At 61.9% G+C, this 16,092-nt stretch carries 15 protein-coding genes and 1 tRNA gene; 8 read left to right on the forward strand and 8 right to left on the reverse strand.

The window, feature by feature from the left end; all coding sequences use genetic code 11:
- The first annotated feature begins 23 nt into the window (after positions 1-23).
- Together CD932_RS26655 and CD932_RS26660 are read left to right on the forward strand one after the other, a co-directional pair.
- Entirely contained in the window at positions 24-1,208 is a 1,185-nt protein-coding gene (locus tag CD932_RS26655; protein ID WP_094445923.1) for an efflux RND transporter periplasmic adaptor subunit, read from the forward strand.
- 3 nt (positions 1,209-1,211) lie between these two features.
- Positions 1,212-4,436: an efflux RND transporter permease subunit gene (locus CD932_RS26660; RefSeq protein WP_094445924.1), complete on the forward strand. Its 3,225-nt coding sequence runs from the start codon at positions 1,212-1,214 to the stop codon at positions 4,434-4,436.
- A gap of 51 nt (positions 4,437-4,487) precedes the next feature.
- Here the strand turns inward: CD932_RS26660 and CD932_RS26665 are convergent, their stop codons facing one another.
- Together CD932_RS26665 and CD932_RS26670 are read right to left on the reverse strand one after the other, a co-directional pair.
- Positions 4,488-4,811, reverse strand: a complete 324-nt coding sequence (locus CD932_RS26665; RefSeq protein ID WP_094445925.1) for a hypothetical protein — start codon at positions 4,809-4,811, stop codon at positions 4,488-4,490.
- Between the two features lie 253 nt (positions 4,812-5,064).
- Entirely contained in the window at positions 5,065-5,985 is a 921-nt protein-coding gene (locus CD932_RS26670; RefSeq protein WP_094445926.1) for an S-adenosyl-l-methionine hydroxide adenosyltransferase family protein, read from the reverse strand.
- A 118-nt stretch (positions 5,986-6,103) separates the two neighbouring features.
- Between CD932_RS26670 and CD932_RS29085 the strand changes: the two genes are divergently transcribed.
- On the forward strand, positions 6,104-6,241 hold the full coding sequence (locus tag CD932_RS29085) for a hypothetical protein (RefSeq protein ID WP_176461150.1): 138 nt from the start codon (positions 6,104-6,106) through the stop codon (positions 6,239-6,241).
- Between the two features lie 67 nt (positions 6,242-6,308).
- Here the strand turns inward: CD932_RS29085 and CD932_RS26675 are convergent, their stop codons facing one another.
- From CD932_RS26675 to CD932_RS26685, 3 genes are all read right to left on the reverse strand, one after another.
- Positions 6,309-7,187 carry an NAD(P)H-hydrate dehydratase gene (locus CD932_RS26675; RefSeq protein ID WP_094445927.1) on the reverse strand — a complete coding sequence of 293 codons (879 nt, stop codon included), beginning with the start codon at positions 7,185-7,187 and terminating at the stop codon, positions 6,309-6,311.
- Positions 7,188-7,199: 12 nt separating this feature from the next.
- Positions 7,200-7,964, reverse strand: coding sequence for a histidine phosphatase family protein (locus CD932_RS26680; protein ID WP_094445928.1), 765 nt, complete (start codon positions 7,962-7,964; stop codon positions 7,200-7,202).
- Positions 7,965-8,042: 78 nt separating this feature from the next.
- Positions 8,043-9,443, reverse strand: a complete 1,401-nt coding sequence (locus tag CD932_RS26685; RefSeq protein WP_094445929.1) for an L-cystine transporter — start codon at positions 9,441-9,443, stop codon at positions 8,043-8,045.
- Positions 9,444-9,690: 247 nt separating this feature from the next.
- On the opposite strand from CD932_RS26685, the gene CD932_RS26690 reads away from it, so the two are divergent.
- Together CD932_RS26690 and CD932_RS26695 are read left to right on the forward strand one after the other, a co-directional pair.
- Positions 9,691-10,068, forward strand: coding sequence for a nuclear transport factor 2 family protein (locus tag CD932_RS26690; protein ID WP_094446134.1), 378 nt, complete (start codon positions 9,691-9,693; stop codon positions 10,066-10,068).
- 8 nt (positions 10,069-10,076) lie between these two features.
- Positions 10,077-10,466, forward strand: coding sequence for a hypothetical protein (locus tag CD932_RS26695; RefSeq protein WP_094445930.1), 390 nt, complete (start codon positions 10,077-10,079; stop codon positions 10,464-10,466).
- Positions 10,467-10,523: 57 nt separating this feature from the next.
- Here the strand turns inward: CD932_RS26695 and CD932_RS26700 are convergent, their stop codons facing one another.
- The 3 genes from CD932_RS26700 to CD932_RS26710 all read right to left on the reverse strand — a co-directional run bounded on the left by CD932_RS26700 (position 10,524) and on the right by CD932_RS26710 (position 12,108).
- The gene (locus CD932_RS26700; RefSeq protein WP_176461151.1) at positions 10,524-11,117 is read right to left on the reverse strand and encodes a YigZ family protein; all 594 of its coding nucleotides are present in this window, start codon (positions 11,115-11,117) and stop codon (positions 10,524-10,526) included.
- A gap of 98 nt (positions 11,118-11,215) precedes the next feature.
- Positions 11,216-11,291 (reverse strand) — tRNA-Lys (locus CD932_RS26705).
- A 61-nt stretch (positions 11,292-11,352) separates the two neighbouring features.
- Positions 11,353-12,108, reverse strand: coding sequence for an SDR family NAD(P)-dependent oxidoreductase (locus CD932_RS26710; protein WP_094445932.1), 756 nt, complete (start codon positions 12,106-12,108; stop codon positions 11,353-11,355).
- Positions 12,109-12,449: 341 nt separating this feature from the next.
- Here CD932_RS26710 and CD932_RS29710 point away from each other — a divergent pair, with 341 nt between their 5' ends.
- From CD932_RS29710 to CD932_RS26725, 3 genes are all read left to right on the forward strand, one after another.
- On the forward strand, positions 12,450-14,072 hold the full coding sequence (locus CD932_RS29710) for a methyl-accepting chemotaxis protein (RefSeq protein ID WP_303396104.1): 1,623 nt from the start codon (positions 12,450-12,452) through the stop codon (positions 14,070-14,072).
- A gap of 268 nt (positions 14,073-14,340) precedes the next feature.
- Positions 14,341-15,477, forward strand: coding sequence for an acyltransferase (locus tag CD932_RS26720; protein WP_094445933.1), 1,137 nt, complete (start codon positions 14,341-14,343; stop codon positions 15,475-15,477).
- 82 nt (positions 15,478-15,559) lie between these two features.
- Positions 15,560-16,051 carry a VOC family protein gene (locus CD932_RS26725; protein WP_217907388.1) on the forward strand — a complete coding sequence of 164 codons (492 nt, stop codon included), beginning with the start codon at positions 15,560-15,562 and terminating at the stop codon, positions 16,049-16,051.
- The last annotated feature ends 41 nt before the right edge of the window (positions 16,052-16,092 follow it).

Here is a 16,092-nt window from a genome sequence, read left to right on the forward strand (position 1 = left end):
GCCTTCTATCCGGAGAGTTACCCATGTTGCGCAAAACCCTGTTTGTCCTGGCCATCGCTTCCGCACTGGCCGCTTGCGGAAAAGAATCCAAAGATCCAGGCAAGGGCGGTGGCAAGGACGGCAAGGATGGCAAGACGGCGGCCGGCGCGCCAGCCAGGCTGATCATTTCTCCGGAAGACGTGCTGACCATCGAAAGCAATGCACTGGCCTCGGGTCCGGTCATCACCGGTTCGGTGCAGCCCGAGCGCAATGCGGACCTGCGCGCCGAAGTGTCGGCCGTGGTGATTCAGGTGCTGAGAGAAAACGGCGAAGCCGTCAAGCGCGGCGATATCCTCGTCAAGCTCGACGAAACCTCGATCCGCGACAGCCTCAATTCGGCCGAAGAAGCCAGCCGCGCCGCCAGCCAGGTGCTGGAGCAATCCGAACGCATGTTCCAGCGCATGAAAACCCTGCGCGCCTCGGGCATGACCTCGACCCAGGCTCTGGAAGACACGGAAATTCGCCGCAACAATGCGCAAAGCGATCTGTCGGCCGCGAAAAGCCGCGCCGCCCAGGCACGCCAGCAACTGCAGCGCACCCTCGTGCGTGCGCCGTTCGACGGCATCGTCAGCGAGCGCAAGGTGTCCAATGGCGACACGGCGCAGATTGGCAAGGAACTGATCCGCGTGATCGACCCGACCAGCATGCGTCTCGAAGGCCTGGTATCGGCCGACAAGATCGGCGTCGTCAAGGTGGGCCAGGCCGTGCGTTTCCGCATCAATGGCTATCCTGGCCAGGATTTCCTGGGCAAGGTGCGCCGCGTCGATCCGGCCGCCAATGCCGTCACGCGCCAGGTGGCGGTGCTGGTCGATTTCAACGACAAGACCCAGCCGCGCGTGGCCGGCCTGTATGCGGAAGGGCGCATCGAAGCCGACACGGTCAGCGCCGTCATGATCCCCGACTCCGCGCTGGTCAAGGCCGGCGACCAGACCTACACCTGGACCGTCAAAGACAAGGCGCTGCACAAGAAGGTGCTGCGCATCGGCGCGCGCGATATCCGCACCGGTCAATGGGAAGTGCAAAGCGGCCTGGCCAGCGGCGACACGGTGCTGCGCACGCCCGGCTCGACCTTCAAGGATGGCCAGCCGGTGGAGCTGGCGGCGCCGAAGAAGCTGCCGGCCGCCGTCGCCAGCAGCGCCGGCACGCCTGCCGTCGCCAAAGGAAACTAAGCCATGTTCCTTTCCGATTTCAGTATCAAGCGGCCCACCGCCACCATCGTATTGATCCTGGCGATGATGTGCGTCGGCCTGCTGGCGCTGTCGAAACTGCGCGTCAACCAGAACCCCGACGTCGAAGTGCCGTTTATCGTCGTCAGCATTCCTTACCCTGGCGCCTCGCCCGACACGGTCGAGCGCGAAGTGGTCAACCGCCTGGAAAAGTCGCTGCAAAGCATTTCCGGCGTGACGGAAATTAACAGCGCGTCCAACGAGGGCTCGGCCAGCATCTTCCTGAAGTTTTCCTTCAAGACCAATCTGATCGAAGCGTCCGACGATATCCGCAACGCGATTGCCGCCGTGCGCTACAAGCTGCCGCTGGAAATGCGCGAACCGATCCTGCAGCGCATCGATCCGAGCGCCGAACCGATCATGCAGCTGGCGCTGTCGTCAAGCTCGCAAAGCCACGCGGAAATCTCGCGCCTGGCCGAAGACGTGCTGTCGGACCGCTTCCGCGCCGTCGATGGCGTGGCGCTGGTCAATGTGGGCGGTTCCTTGAAACGCGAACTGTCGGTGCTGTTGCGTGCCGAAAAACTGCGTGAATACAATGTCTCCGTCAGCGACGTGGTGACCGCCTTGCGCAACCAGAACACCAATGCGCCGGTGGGCAAGGTGCGAGGCAACCTGGATGAAAAAAGCATCCGCCTGGTCGGCCGCATCGAGTCGCCGTCCGACTTCGAGCAGGTGGTGATCAAGCGCCGTGGCGACGAAATCGTGCGCCTGGCGCAAGTGGCGACCATCGAGGATGGTTTTGCGGAAGTGAGCAGCATGAGCGTGCGCAGTGGCAAGCCGAATGTGGGGATGTCGATCACGCGCGTGCGTGATGCTTCCACCGTCAGCGTGGCCAACAAGATCCGCGCCATGATGGTGGAAATTAACAAGACCCTGCCCGAAGGCACCAAATTGGAAGTCACGCGCGACGGCGGCGAAAACGCCCAGCGCAGCCTGAACAATGTCATCGAATCGCTGGTGCTGGGCGCCGTGCTGACCATCTTCGTCGTCTACGCCTTTTTGAACTCCTGGCGTTCGACCCTGATCACGGCGATGAGCCTGCCGACCTCGGTGATTGCGGCATTTATTGCCGTCTGGCTGTGCGGCTTTACCCTGAACTTCATGACCCTCCTTGGCCTGTCGCTGGCAATTGGCGTGCTGATCGATGACGCCATCGTGGTGCGTGAAAACATCGTGCGCCACATGCAGATGGGCAAGGACCGCCGCACGGCGGCGCTGGAAGGCACGGCCGAGATCGGCCTGGCGGTGGCCGCCACCACCTTCTCGATTATTGCCGTGTTTATTCCCGTGGCCTTTATGCCCGGCATTTCGGGCGAGTGGTTCCGTCCGTTCGCCTTGACCGTGACCTGCTCGGTGCTGGTCAGCCTCGGTATTTCGTTTACGCTCGACCCGATGCTGTCGGCCTACTGGGGCGACCCGGCCGATCACCATACGGCGCCGAAAACAGGCATCAGTGCCGTGCTCGACCGTTTCAATCACTGGTTCGACCACCAGGCCGACCGCTATGGCAATGTGATTGCATGGGCCTTGCATCACCGTCGCTCGATGGCCTTGATCGCCGTGCTCAGCCTGGCGGGCGCCATCGTCCTGCATGCCACGCACGGCGGCACCAGCTTCCTGCCGGCTTCGGACTCGGGCAATCTGATGATCAATGTGCGCACGCCGTCGTCGAGCAGCATCGAATACTCGCGCCTGAAACTGGAAGCGGCGGCCGTGCTGGCGCGCACATTGCCGGAAACCAAGGACACCAACAGCTCGGTCACGGCCGCCGGCGGACGCATCTATGTCGATATCGGCAAGCGCAATACGCGCAAGCGCTCGGCCAAGGAAGTGGCGGTCGAACTGCGCGAGAAAATGTCGCGCCTGGTGGGCGCCGAATACGTGGTGCAGGACGACCTCAGCAATGGTTCGCAAAAGCCGATCCAGGTGGAGTTCACCGGACCCGACTCGCGCAAACTGATGGAAATCACCAACGCCTATATGGAAAAACTGCGCCTGGTCGCGGGCGCCGTCGATGTGGGCTTGTCTGAACAGGATCCGAAGAACGAGCTCAAGATCGAACTGAACCGTGGCCTGGCCAATTCCATGGGCATTTCCGTCAACGATGCGGCGCAGTCGCTGCGCGTGGCGTTTGCCGGCGTGGAAGTGGGCGACTGGGTCGATCCGACCGGCGAGACGCGCGATGTGGCCGTGCGCCTGCATCCTGACGACCGTGTCGCGTCCGAGAATATCGAACGCCTGCCGATCAGCGTGACCGGCACCAGCCAGATGGTGCCGCTGGACCAGATCGCCAGCATCACCATGGGCAAGGGTCCGTCCGGCATCGAACACAAGGACGGCAAGCGCACCATTACCGTGTCGGCCAATGCGCAAGGGCGCTCGAACGGCGAAGTGACGACCGACGCCATGAACCTGGCCAGGTCGATCGACTTCCCGCCCGGCTACGGCCTGGCGCTGGGCGGCGCCGGCCAGGACCAGCAGGAACTCTTTACTGAAATGCTGATCGCGCTGGTGATGGGTATCGGCCTGATGTATCTGATCCTGGTGATGCAGTTCAATTCCTTTACGGCACCGATCGCGGTGATGATGTCGTTGCCGCTCAGTTTGATCGGCGTGGTGGTGGCGCTGGTGATCACGAGTAACACCCTCAACCTGATGAGCTTTATCGGCATCATCATGCTGATGGGCCTGGTCGCCAAGAACGCCATCTTGCTGCTGGACGCGGCGCGCAAGCGTGAAGAGGAAGGCTATGGCCGCGAAGACGCACTGATGCACGCCGGCCGCATGCGTCTGCGTCCGATTCTGATGACGACCTTCGCCCTGATCGCCGGCATGTTCCCGGTCGCGCTGGGCCTCGGTGAAGGCGGCGAGTTTTATCGCCCGCTGGCCATCGCCATTATCGGCGGCACCATCACTTCGACCATTCTGACCTTGCTGGTGGTGCCGACTTTCTACGACAGTATCGAGATCTCCCGCGATGGCGCGATGGCCAAGTTCCACTGGCGCGCAGGGCGTATGAACGTGGCGTTCGCGCTGGTGCTGACCCTGATCGAATGCGTGCTGACCTTGCTGCTGATCCGCTTTATTTACCGCATGTTGAAACTGGCCGTGCTGTTTCTGATGGGGCGGCGTGCAACCGCATCCACGGCCACGGTCGACTTGCATAAATAAATACAACTTGCTGCCGGCATGACAAGGAGCCTTCTTCGGAAGGCTCTTTTTTTAGCTGCCGCTGGGCGGTGGTGGCGTGGTACCGGTTCCCGTACCCGACCCGCCCGCGCCGTCCGTGCCCGAACCACCGCTGCCACCGGTCCCGCCCGTCCCCGGCGTGGTGGTCGTACCGGGCGTGGAGGGCGTGGTGGTGTCAGCCGGCGGCGTGGCAGGCGTGGCGGTCGTCTCGGCTGGTGGAATGGCTGGCGCCGGATTGGTGGCGGCTGGCGAGTTGGCCGTGCCGGTATTGTCGCGCTTGTTGCAGCCGACCAGCAGCGCACATAGCATCGCACTGCCGAAGACAAGTTTGCTGGTGGTGGTCAATGTTGCCGTCATGATTTTCCCTTTCGGTTGAGAGCCCGTTGTTGGAAGCCGGCTGGAAGCCGTTGCGGAGCTGAAACAAGGCTGGCATCGCTTGCCAAAATTAGAGTGAACGGCTAGCCGCAGGTTCACGGCTTTTCGGAAACTACAGGCATGGCGCAGAGGGACACGCGATTGTGTTTGCGCTGGCGCAAACAACAGCGTGAAATGGAAAAGCGGGCCGGAACGAGTGTCCTGGCCGCAGGGTTGATTGGCTATTGACGGGCTGTTATTTGCTGCTGACCTTGCTCACTTCCACTTCCCAGTCCACACCCGACCCGATATGGTGCTTGGCGGCAAAGTCGCCCTGGCTGATGGCCACCGCCACGTCCAGCAGGCTGTTCAGGTAGACCAGGGGCTTGCCCTTGGCCACGCCGCCAAACGTGTGTTCGAACGGCGCCGTCACTTTCGCCACCTGCTTGCCCTGGTGCAGGATACGCACTTGCAGCGGGTCATGCGGTTTGACTTGCAGTTCATCGAGCAGCGCTTTCGGGATATTCGTCCATACATTGCCATACTTGACGTCCAGCACCGGCACGATGCCGCGGATAGTATTGCCGTTACGCACAGGTTTTTGATAGGCAATTTTGACCACCGACTCGCCTGGCAGCTGTGGCCCCACCTGTTCATAGGTGATGGCATTCGATGCCAGGCGCGCGCCTACATAGGCGTACACGTCGCGGCCATGGAAGGTATACGACTCGTTTGATCCGGCCAGGCGGTTGACCTGTTCATCGATCTCGCGCAGCTCGGCCACGCCGTCGCGCTCGGCGATCAGGGTAAACAAGCCATTGTCGGGGCCGACGAAATAGCGGCCGTTTTTGGTTTTCAGCACCACCGACTTGCGCGTCGTGCCCACGCCGGGATCGATCACGGACACGAACACCGTGCCTTCGGGCCAGTAGTTGGCCGTCTGGTACAGGCGGTAGGCGCCCATCCAGATATCATAGTCGGGGATCTGGTGCGTCAGGTCGGAAATGGTCAGGGTCGGGTCGACGCCATAGGCCACGCCATGCATGGCCGAGACAGCGCCGTCGGCCGTGCCGAAATCGGTCATCAGTACCAGCGGTGTGGCGGCCTGGGCGGTGGACAGCAGCAGGGCGCCCAGGCAGGCGCCGGCAACGAGTCGTGACAGTCTTTTGATGATCATGGGGTCTTTCAGTGCGGGTTAAAAAGTAAAAATTGTAGGGCAGGGCGGCGCCATCGGTGGCGTTGTTGGTCTGGCGCACGCGCTGCGGGTAGCGGTCCAGGATATCGCTGCGCCCCAGATGGGCGCCGACAGCATGGTGCAGGCAATCACGATGCTGCGCAAGGGCGTGGCCGTGGTGGGGCGTGGGCGGAAAAATGGCGGGGTGGCACGGCAGTCCTTCAAGCTTGATCATGTGGAAACTTTGTCCGAAGCTTAAGGGATGCGTGCGCCAGCGCTAACAATTCTTTCCGGATATGCTTATGCTGTTGCGTATTGACGTCGTCTCAGGCAGCCAAATGGCGCAGCAAGGCGGGTACCTCGGCCGGTATCTCGCGCGCCAGATAACCGAGTATGCCAAAACGCAAGGCCAGCTGCTCGCCGGCCAGCGCATGCAGGGCGATGCCCCAGGCGCATGCTTGTTCGAGCGGCGCGCCGCGCGCGACCAGGCCGGTGATGATGCCGGCCAGGGTGTCGCCGGAACCGGAAATGGCCAGGCCCACATTGCCGCCTTCGTGCGACCAGCACTGGCCGTCGGGCGTGGCGATGATGGTCAGCGCCCCTTTCAATGCCACCACGGCGTTCCAGTTCTGCGCCGCTGCCAATGCCGCGCCTTGCGGGTCGGCCAGTATCGCTTCCTTGCTCTGGCGCGTCAGGTGCGCCATTTCGCCCGCATGCGGCGTGATCAGTACCGGCTGGGGGAAGCGGAACTGGGCGTGGTTGGCCACCACGTTCATGGCGCAGGCGTCGATGATCAGATGGCTGTCGGCAAACACGGGCAAGAGATTGCGCATCAGTTCGCAACTGGCAGCGTCGTCGCTCATGCCGGGTCCGACCAGTACGGCGCCGACCTTGCCGGCCAGCGGCGCCAGCCGGTCCTTGGCTTCGCGTCGGAAGCCGCCGTGCGCGGTTTCTTCGAGGGCGATCACTTTTGCTTCCGGCATGGCGATCGCCACCTGCGGCGCCACGCTGGCGGCCGTGGCCAGGGTCAGCTTGCCCGCGCCAGCGCGCAGGGCGGCTGTTGCGGCCAGCAAGATGGCGCCCGGCATTTCGCGCGAGCCGCCGATGATCAAGAGGTGGCCGCGCACTTCCTTGTCGCCGTCGGGCGTGGGCATGGGCAGTGGCCAGCCGCGCAGCAGGGTGGGGGTGATGGCGATGGCGTCCATGGATGCTCCTTGTCAGGCCTTGGGCGCGGCGGGCATGTCGGGCTGGGCCGTGATGGGCGTGCCCGATGCCTCCAGTGGCGCGACAAAATTGCACAGGTCCAGTTGCAGCTTGCCGTGCTTGCCCAGCGCGGGATTGAAGGCGTACGAGGTGACGCTGCAGTTGGGCACGTCGGCCGCCTTGTCGATGGCCAGGATGGCTTGCTCGTCGCAGCGTTCGAGCAGGTAGCGCAAGCAGTTGACGATGACCTGGTGGCCGACGATCAGCACGCGCTCGCCCCGGTATTCGCGGGTGACAGTATCGAGCACGCTGCGCAGGCGCAAGATCACGTCGCACCAGCTTTCGCCACCGGGCGGGCGAAAATAAAACTTGCCCACATGCTGGCGCTGTTCGTGCAGTTCCGGATATTTGCTGGCGATGCCATGCACGGTGAGCCGGTCGAGGATGCCGAACTCCTTCTCGCGCAGGCGCTCGTCGGCCACCACGGACACCAGCGACGATTTGTCGAGGCGGGACAAGACCGCTTGCGCCGTTTCACGCGCGCGCACATACGGCGAGTACAGCACCACGGTCGGTTGTTGTTCCAGGGGAAGAGTGAGGAACCAGTCGCCCAGCGCCTCGGCCTGCTGTTCGCCCAGGCCGGACAGGGGGACGTCGATATCGCGCTCGGCGATGCTGATCAAAAGCTGTTTTTCTGCTTCGGCGGTATCGCGCGCGACATTGCCGGCGCTCTGGCCATGACGCACGATCCACAGCTGTTGCGGCCATTTTTGTTCCATCGCCTGCCTCTTTCGTTCATATCAATTCATTATCAATATAGACGAAAGCGGCAAACGATGGCGCTCAGGTGCTGGCGCTTACACGGCGTGCTCGGCCTCGTCCAGGTCTTCTGCCGCATCGCTGTTGTAGACGGCCAGGTCGGTCTGTCCCATGACGCGGCTGGTGACGGTGCCAGCCGTGATCGAGCCGCTGACATTCAACGCCGTGCGGCCCATGTCGATCAACGGTTCGACGGAAATGAGCAGGCCAGCCAGGGCGACTGGCAAGTCCATCGCCGACAGCACGATCAGTGCGGCAAAGGTGGCGCCGCCGCCGACGCCGGCCACGCCGATCGAGCCGAGGGTGATAATGGCCAGCAAGGGCAGCAGGAAGCTGACGGTAAACGGATCGACGCCGACGGTGGGCGCGATCATCACGGCCAGCATGGCCGGATAGATGCCGGCGCAGCCGTTCTGGCCGATGGTCGAGCCGAACGATGCGGCGAAGTTGGCGATGCCTTCGGGCGTGCCCAGGCGGCGGGTCTGCGTCTGCACGCTCATCGGAATCGAACCGGCGCTGGTGCGCGAAGTGAACGCGAACGCCAGCACGGGAAACACTTTTTTCACGAAGCGCAGCGGGTTCAGTCCCGTGCCCGAGATAATCGCCAGGTGCACCAGGAACATCAATATCAGGGCGCTGTACGAGGCCACCACAAAATTGATCAGTTTTAGTATGTCCGTGTAGCTCGAGCTGGCCACCACCTCGAACATCAGCGCGAACACGCCATATGGCGTCAGGCGCAGCACCAGGGTGACCATGCGCATGACGATGGCGTGCGCCACTTTCATGAATTGCTCGAAGGAGGCGAAAATCTCGGGCTTTTTCGCGGCGATGCCGGTGGCCGATATGCCGATAAAGATGGCGAACACCACCACCGCGATGGTCGAGGTCTTGCGCGCGCCCGTCATGTCGAGGAAAGGGTTGGCCGGCACAAAGCTGATCAGCAGTTTCGGCAAGGACAGGGCCTTGGCCGTTTCCAGCGAGCCTTGCAACTGCACCCCGCGCGCCACTTCAGCCGCGCTGGAGGTCAAACCGATGGCAGTGAGGCCAAACAGCTTCGCCATCAGGATGCCGATGGCGGCCGCCACGGTAGTGGTGAGCAGCAGGATGCCGATGGTCAGCAAGCTGATCTTGCCCAGCGAGCTGGCGTCCTTGAGTTTCAGAATGGCCGAGATGATCGACACCATAATCAAGGGCATGATAATCATCTGCAGCAGTTTCACATAGCCGCTGCCGACGATGTCGAGGTACTCATTGGTGCCGGCGATGGCGGCCGAGTCGGCGCCATAGATGGCTTGCGCTGCCGCACCGAGCAGTACGCCCAGGCCCAGGCCGGTAAATACGCGCACGGTAAAGGTGGCGTGGCGGCTTTGCTGGCGGAACATGAAGGCGAAAACGATCAGCGCGACGATCAGGTTGAGAATGATGGGGATTGCCATAGGAAGGCCTTATCTTGGTTTTATTGGGGTGCTGCACACGGCATTTTATAGAACTTTTCTTCAAGGAACATTGCACGTGTCTGGTCCGTATCATGGGGGCGAAGCGGTAGAACTGGCTGCGAATATTACGCTATATGAATATGTTTGCCTGTTATAAGCCTTCCTGCGGATAGTAGAATGGTACGCTGCGTGCCAACATGAGCCACTTGCCTGATGCATGAAGGGCGTACTTTTCAACCAGGAAAACATGAATCAACTGAACGAAGCACAGGTACTGAATGCGGAAGAACGGCTGCGTCTGGCCATGATGGACTCCGATGTGGCACAATTGACGCTCTTGCTGGCCGACGACATGCTGTTTACCAATCACCTGGGCCATCAGATCAGCAAGGCGGTCGACCTGGCCGCGCATGAGCAGCGCTTGCTGGCGATTACCGAACTCCAGGCGTCCGAACAGCAGGTGCGCCTCCAGGGCAAGGTGGCCGTGGTCTCGGTGCGCATGCGCTTGACGGGTTCTTATCACGATGTCGAGACCCATGGCGACTTCCGCTTTACGCGCGTGTGGGCGCAAGGCAGCGATGGCACCCTGCAGGTGATTGCTGCCCATTCTGGCATCGTCGCGTAAGGCAGGCCATGGATCATCGTTCCAAAGGCTGGCTGGTCGAAGCGCTTATCGCGGCCGGGCCCGCCACAGTGGCTGTCACCGGCGGCTTTCCGGGGTTGTTCTACAATCTCGTGCGCAGCTATTCGGACGCACCCGAAGCCAGTACCGTCACGGCATTGCTGCTCGCTGCCAGCCTGTGGACCCTGGTGGAATTCTGGCGTATCGCGCTGGCGACCGTGGCGCGCAAGGCGTATGCCTTCGACGGGCGTTTCTGGATGGCGGTCGCCGGTTTGCTGGCCGCCGGCGTGCACTTCCTGCCCACCATGCCAGCCGGCCTGGCGCTGATACTGGTGGTGTTGCCGGCACTGGCCTGGATCCATTTCATCCTGTTGCAAATGAAACGCCCGAAGGACGCATGACGCCGCCAGCCATGCTCATCACCGACACGCTGGCCTCGCTGGCCATGGTGATACAGGCTAGTCCGGCTCGTCGAGCCAGGCGATGCGCCCGTTGCCGGCCTCATGCAGATGCGCCAGCAGGGCGCTGGCCGCCCCTTCGGCCAGGCTGAAATCGAACAGCACCACCTCGCTGTGCGCCACTGCCAGCAAGGTCGCGCCAGCCGCATCGAGTTCGCGCCGCAGCATGCCTTCCATCGCATACGGCACCGTGCAGCGAAGCTGGCGCTGGCGCACGATGGCGGTCTTTTCCGCCAGCAGCAGCGCCTGCGCCACGCTGTCGGTATAGGCGCGCACCAGTCCGCCCGCGCCCAGTTTCACGCCACCCCAATAGCGCACCACGGTCGCCAGCACGCCTTCCAGGTCCTGGTGGCGCAATACGTCGAGCATCGGCCGCCCGGCAGTGCCGCTCGGCTCGCCATCATCGACGGCTGCCGACTGTCCGCCCGCCAGCAGCGCCCAGCACACGTGCACAGCCCCCGGATGCTGGGCTTTCAGACCGTTGACGATTTGCTGCGCGCTGGCGCGGTCCGTCATCGGCTGCACGCAACCGATAAAACGGCTTTTCTTGATGATCAGTTCGCTGTGAACGGGAGTGGCGATAGTGAAGGGCATGGGCTTGAGTTCGACTGGAATGCGGGCATGATAGAACATCACAGGCGAAATGCAAAAAGCCAACCGCGAGCGGTTGGCTTTTACATGCAGCAAATTCTTGGTAGGCCGTGCGGGATTCGAACCTGCGACCAACGGATTAAAAGTCCGCTGCTCTACCAGCTGAGCTAACGACCCAAGGGCGGCTATTATGACCGGCGGCAAGCAATTTTGCAAGGCATGCCGCGCGATTGTTCGATTACGTTGCCAGCTTGCGCTTGATGTTCAGCGGACCATAGCCCTGGCAGGTCGGCATCATCTCGATGCGGTTGACATTGATATGCGCTGGCAGGGTGGCGATCCAGTAGGCGGTATTGGCGATGTCGTCGGCCGTCAGAGGCTGCGTACCCTCGTAGACCTTGGCCGCCGCTTCGTCGTTGCCTTTCAGGCGCACATTGGAAAACTCGGTGCCGCCGCACATGCCCGGCGCCAGATTGGTGGCGCGCACGCCCGTGCCGACCAGGTCGGCGCGCAGGTTCAGGGTGAACTGCTCGACGAAGGCCTTGGTGGCGCCATAGACATTGCCGCCGGGGTAGGGCGTGTCGCCGGCCACGGAGCCGAGGTTGATGATGGTGCCGCTGCCGCGCGCCACCATGGCCGGCAGCAGCGCGCGCGTCATGGCGACCAGGCCGCTGATATTGGTGGCGATCATGGTGTCCCAGTCTTCCAGCGACGCTTCATGGGCCGGCGCCACATTCAGCGCCAGGCCGGCATTGTTGATCAGCACGTCGATGGTTTGCCAGGCGGCGGGAATGCTGTCGAGTGCGGTGTTGATCGAGACCTTGTCGGTTACGTCGAGCAACAGCGGCAGGGCGGCCTCGCCCAGTTCGGCGGCCAGCGCCTGCAGGCGGTCGGCGCGGCGTCCGCTGATGATCACCTGGTGGCCATGGCGAACAAAGGTGCGTGCCATTGCGGCGCCGAAGCCGGCAGTGGCGCCGGTAATAAAGACGATCATCGTGTGTCCTGGTGAAGTAAACAGTGGAGGAATAAATTGTAGCCGAAGCGTGTGATTGCCGTGCGACTCGTACGGCATGGATTTTCTTGTCAGATAACAGCAGGCGGCCGTTTGCCGGGCGCGACAGGGCCTGCCCATACCGTGGCAAGGCCCTCCTCCGGCTGTGCCTGTTGCCACTCCAGCCAACAATTTTCACATTCCTTGACCTGGGTGAAGCGAGAACATGGTGCGCATTGATTTATTAAATTCAAAATGAAATAATGAATAAAACAAAAAAACCATTTAAATGTTTAAATCGGTAATATTGACGCAAATGCATTTCATTTTGAACTGGAGAAATTTTGAAACACTTTGGCATAGCTAAAAAGCTCTACGTCTTTTCGAGCATCCTGATCTTGCTGCTGGCCTTGCTGGCCGCGATGTCCTGGAGCCGGCTTGGCGATGCGGGTCAGTTGGCAAAGGATGCCGGTCTGGTGAAAGTCAGACAATTGCAGCTCATCTCCAGCACCGAACTGAGCGTCACCACGGTGCTGCTGCAAATCAGGCAGGCCTTGATCTTCAGGGATGCCGAGAAAATCAATGCAGCGTTACAGCAAATTAGGAAAGAAAAGGAGAATATCGCAAAAAATGATGCCGTGTTCGACAGCGCGCTGCCGACGCAGCAGGCCAGGGTCGCCTTTCAAATCTGGCTCGACATGCAGAAGCTGGCCTGGCCGGTGGTGGAAGAAAACATGCGCATCGTTGCCGCTGGCGATACGGAGCAAGGCATCGCCTTTTTGACGGCAAAGACGATACCGGAATTGCATAAAATGCAGGCCTGGCTCGATACGGAACGGGCAAATCAAGGCAGCTATCTGGCCGCAGAAGTAGCGCAGATCGAAAGTCTTGCCGACGCCACGCGCACCCAACTGAGCATATTGACCCTGTGCATTGCTGCGGGCCTGATGATTTTTTCCTGGTATATTTCGCGTCTCCTGCGAGAACGAATTGCGGTTTCTCAACAGGTCGCTGAACGGGTGCGCGATGGCGACTTGTTCACCCGCCAAAAAGATGATAAGAGCGATGAATTTTCGCCTCTGCTGGCCGCATTGGCGGCGATGCAGGAGTCGCTGGCGACGGTGGTGGGGACGGTGCGCGAGAATGCCGAACTGGTGGCGCTGGCGTCGAAGGAGATTGCCCAAGGCAATATTGATCTGTCGCAGCGCACCGAATCGCAAGCCAGCGCACTGGAAGAAACCTCCGCCTCGATGGAAGAGCTGGGCAGCACGGCGCAGCAGAACGTCGTCAATGCGGCAGAAGCGAACCGGCTGGCCATCAATGCCAGCGAGGTGGCGACGGCGGGCGGTGCGGTGGTTGCCAACGTGGTATCGACCATGAAAAACATCAATGAAAGTTCAAAAGAAATCTCCCTGATCGTCAGCGTGATCGATGGCCTGGCTTTCCAGACCAATATTCTCTCGCTCAACGCTGCGGTGGAAGCTGCCAGGGCAGGCGAACAGGGCAGGGGCTTTGCAGTGGTCGCTTCCGAGGTGCGCAGTCTGGCGCAGCGCAGTGCGGAAGCGGCAAAGCAGATCAAGACCCTGATCGAGACCAGCGTCGCGCGCGTGGAGCAGGGTGTCATCCTGGCCGACGAAGCCGGCACGACGATGGGCAAGATCGTTTCATCGATCAGGGATGTCACCAACATCATGGTCGACATCAGCACGGCGGGCGCCGAGCAAGGCTCGTCCGTGGCGCAGGTGAGCCAGGCAATTGTCGAGCTCGATGCGACGACCCAGCAAAATGCCGCACTGGTGGAAGAGAGCAGCGCGGCGGCGGAAAACCTGAAGATACAGGCGGAGCAACTGGTTGGCGTGGTCGCCATTTTCAGGCTGGGGCAGAATGGCGGGGGAAATCCCGCTCTCGCTTCCCGGCCATCTGCTGCAAAAGCAAGGAGGGCAACGCTGAAGTTGCCGTTGGCTTGACGTTTGCACGCCATGGCGGGTCATGCGGCGCTGGAAAGGGTGTCGCGCAATGGTCCGCGCCAGCGAGCACGGCGTCAACGTCAGCGTCAGCGTCAACCAGAGCTTGACGCGGGCGGATTTTTTGCGCCCGGACTAATTTCTAACGGGCAACTGCGCGTCACCCCATTGCCCAGCTCGGCTATCATGTCGGCCTTTCGGGATCATCATCGTCCACGCGCCAGTTCGCGCGAGGGGCGGCGAAAAGTACCTGGCAAGGCAAGGATAGGGAATGACGGTAGCAAAGGCAGTTCAGGCGGACCTGAAAAATCGTCCGCAGTTTGGCTGGATCAATGGTTTGAAAGCGGGCGCGGCGCAACTGATCGTGTTGCACCACCTGGCGTTTTACGGTCCGATGTCGGACTATGTGCAGCCCATGTGGCCAGCCCTGCTGGACTGGCTGGGCGACAGTGCGCGCATCGCCGTGCAAGTGTTCCTGGTGATCGGCGGCTTCCTGGCCGCCAGGTCGCTGTCGCCCGCCGGTTTGCCTGGCCTGGCATTGGCCGCGTCGCCGTCGCCGTGGTCGGCGATCTGGCGCCGCTACGCCAAGCTGGCGCCGCCTTTTGTCGCCGCCACCCTGATCGCGGTGCTGGCCAATGCGCTGGCCGCCAGTGTCATGACCCACGAGTCGATTTCGGCGCCGGCCACCTTCAGCCAGATCGGCGCCCATGCCTTGCTGCTGCACGGCGTGCTCGGCTATGAATCCCTGTCGGCCGGCGCCTGGTATGTGGCGATCGACTTTCAGCTCTATGCGCTGGCGGCGCTGCTGTTCTGGAGCACGGGCCGCATCGCCGGCCAGCGGCGCCTGCCGTGGCTGGTGCCGGCCATCGTCGCCTTGTGCGTGGCCGCTTCGCTGCTGTACTTCAACCGCGACGCTGGCTGGGACAACTGGGCGCCCTATTTCTTCGGCAGCTATGGCCTGGGGCTGTTGGCCTGGTGGGCCAGCGATCCGCGCCGCCAGGGCCATGCCGCCACCATCATGCTGCTGTTGCTGATCGTACCGGCCTGGCTGGCGCTGGCGCTGGCGTTTCGCACCCGCATCGAACTGGCGCTGGCGGTGGCCTGCGTGCTGTTCCTGTGTGGACGCAGCGTCAAGGTCTTGACTGGCCCGCTTGGTGCCGCCGTCAATACCCTGGGCCGTATTTCCTATGCCGTGTTCCTGATCCATTTTCCCGTCAGCCTGCTGGTCAACACGGCCTTTGTGCGCTACGCGCCGCTCGAACCCGAATGGCAGGCGCTGGGCATGCTGACGGCCTGGGCCGCCAGCCTGGCTGCCGGCACGGCTTTTCACCGCTGGGTGGAAGTGCCGCTGGGACGCATGGTGCAGGCGCTGCTGGGCAGGGCGCTGGTGCGGCCGATATCGGCTTGAATATTGTCATGATTGCTTGTCCGTAAGGTACAAGCCTGTGCGGCTTTTACCTTGTACATTAGGTGCATCTTCAAGGAGCATCATGATGGCAAAGAACACGATCTGCCTCTGGTATGACCATGAGGCGCAAGAGGCCGCCAATTTTTACGCCCGCACCTTTCCCGACAGCAGCGTTGGCGCGATCCACCATGCGCCATCCGACTACCCGGGCGGCAAGGCCGGCGCGGCGCTGGTGGTCGAGTTTACCGTCTGCGGCGTGGCCTGCATCGGCCTCAATGGCGGTGCCACCTTCAAGCATAACGAAGCATTCTCGTTCCAGGTCGCCACCGATGACCAGGAAGAAACCGACCGCTACTGGAACGCCATCGTCGAGCATGGCGGCGCGGAAAGTGAATGTGGCTGGTGCAAGGACCGGTGGGGCGTATCGTGGCAGATCACGCCGCGCGTGCTGACGGACGCCATGGCGCAAGGCGGCGAAGTCGCCCGGCGCGCCTTCGCGGCGATGATGGACATGCGCAAGATCGACGTGGCGGCGATTGAAGCGGCGGTACGGGGAGATGCTGCGCCGGTGTAATCGTGCAAGGCCTGGCTGATACTGACTGTGAACAAGATGCT

It is taken from the genome of Janthinobacterium sp. PC23-8 (assembly GCF_002250505.1).
Lineage (GTDB): Bacteria > Pseudomonadota > Gammaproteobacteria > Burkholderiales > Burkholderiaceae_D > Janthinobacterium.

Coding starts and splice junctions, on each gene's coding strand:
- CD932_RS26655 (WP_094445923.1), top strand. CDS start 24: ATGTTGCGCAAAACCCTGTTTGTCCTGGCCATCGCTTCCGCACTGGCC.
- CD932_RS26660 (WP_094445924.1), top strand. CDS start 1,212: ATGTTCCTTTCCGATTTCAGTATCAAGCGGCCCACCGCCACCATCGTA.
- CD932_RS26665 (WP_094445925.1), bottom strand. CDS start 4,811: ATGACGGCAACATTGACCACCACCAGCAAACTTGTCTTCGGCAGTGCG.
- CD932_RS26670 (WP_094445926.1), bottom strand. CDS start 5,985: ATGATCATCAAAAGACTGTCACGACTCGTTGCCGGCGCCTGCCTGGGC.
- CD932_RS29085 (WP_176461150.1), top strand. CDS start 6,104: ATGGGCGCCGACAGCATGGTGCAGGCAATCACGATGCTGCGCAAGGGC.
- CD932_RS26675 (WP_094445927.1), bottom strand. CDS start 7,187: ATGGACGCCATCGCCATCACCCCCACCCTGCTGCGCGGCTGGCCACTG.
- CD932_RS26680 (WP_094445928.1), bottom strand. CDS start 7,964: ATGGAACAAAAATGGCCGCAACAGCTGTGGATCGTGCGTCATGGCCAG.
- CD932_RS26685 (WP_094445929.1), bottom strand. CDS start 9,443: ATGGCAATCCCCATCATTCTCAACCTGATCGTCGCGCTGATCGTTTTC.
- CD932_RS26690 (WP_094446134.1), top strand. CDS start 9,691: ATGAATCAACTGAACGAAGCACAGGTACTGAATGCGGAAGAACGGCTG.
- CD932_RS26695 (WP_094445930.1), top strand. CDS start 10,077: ATGGATCATCGTTCCAAAGGCTGGCTGGTCGAAGCGCTTATCGCGGCC.
- CD932_RS26700 (WP_176461151.1), bottom strand. CDS start 11,117: ATGCCCTTCACTATCGCCACTCCCGTTCACAGCGAACTGATCATCAAG.
- CD932_RS26710 (WP_094445932.1), bottom strand. CDS start 12,108: ATGATCGTCTTTATTACCGGCGCCACTGCCGGCTTCGGCGCCGCAATG.
- CD932_RS26720 (WP_094445933.1), top strand. CDS start 14,341: ATGACGGTAGCAAAGGCAGTTCAGGCGGACCTGAAAAATCGTCCGCAG.
- CD932_RS26725 (WP_217907388.1), top strand. CDS start 15,560: ATGATGGCAAAGAACACGATCTGCCTCTGGTATGACCATGAGGCGCAA.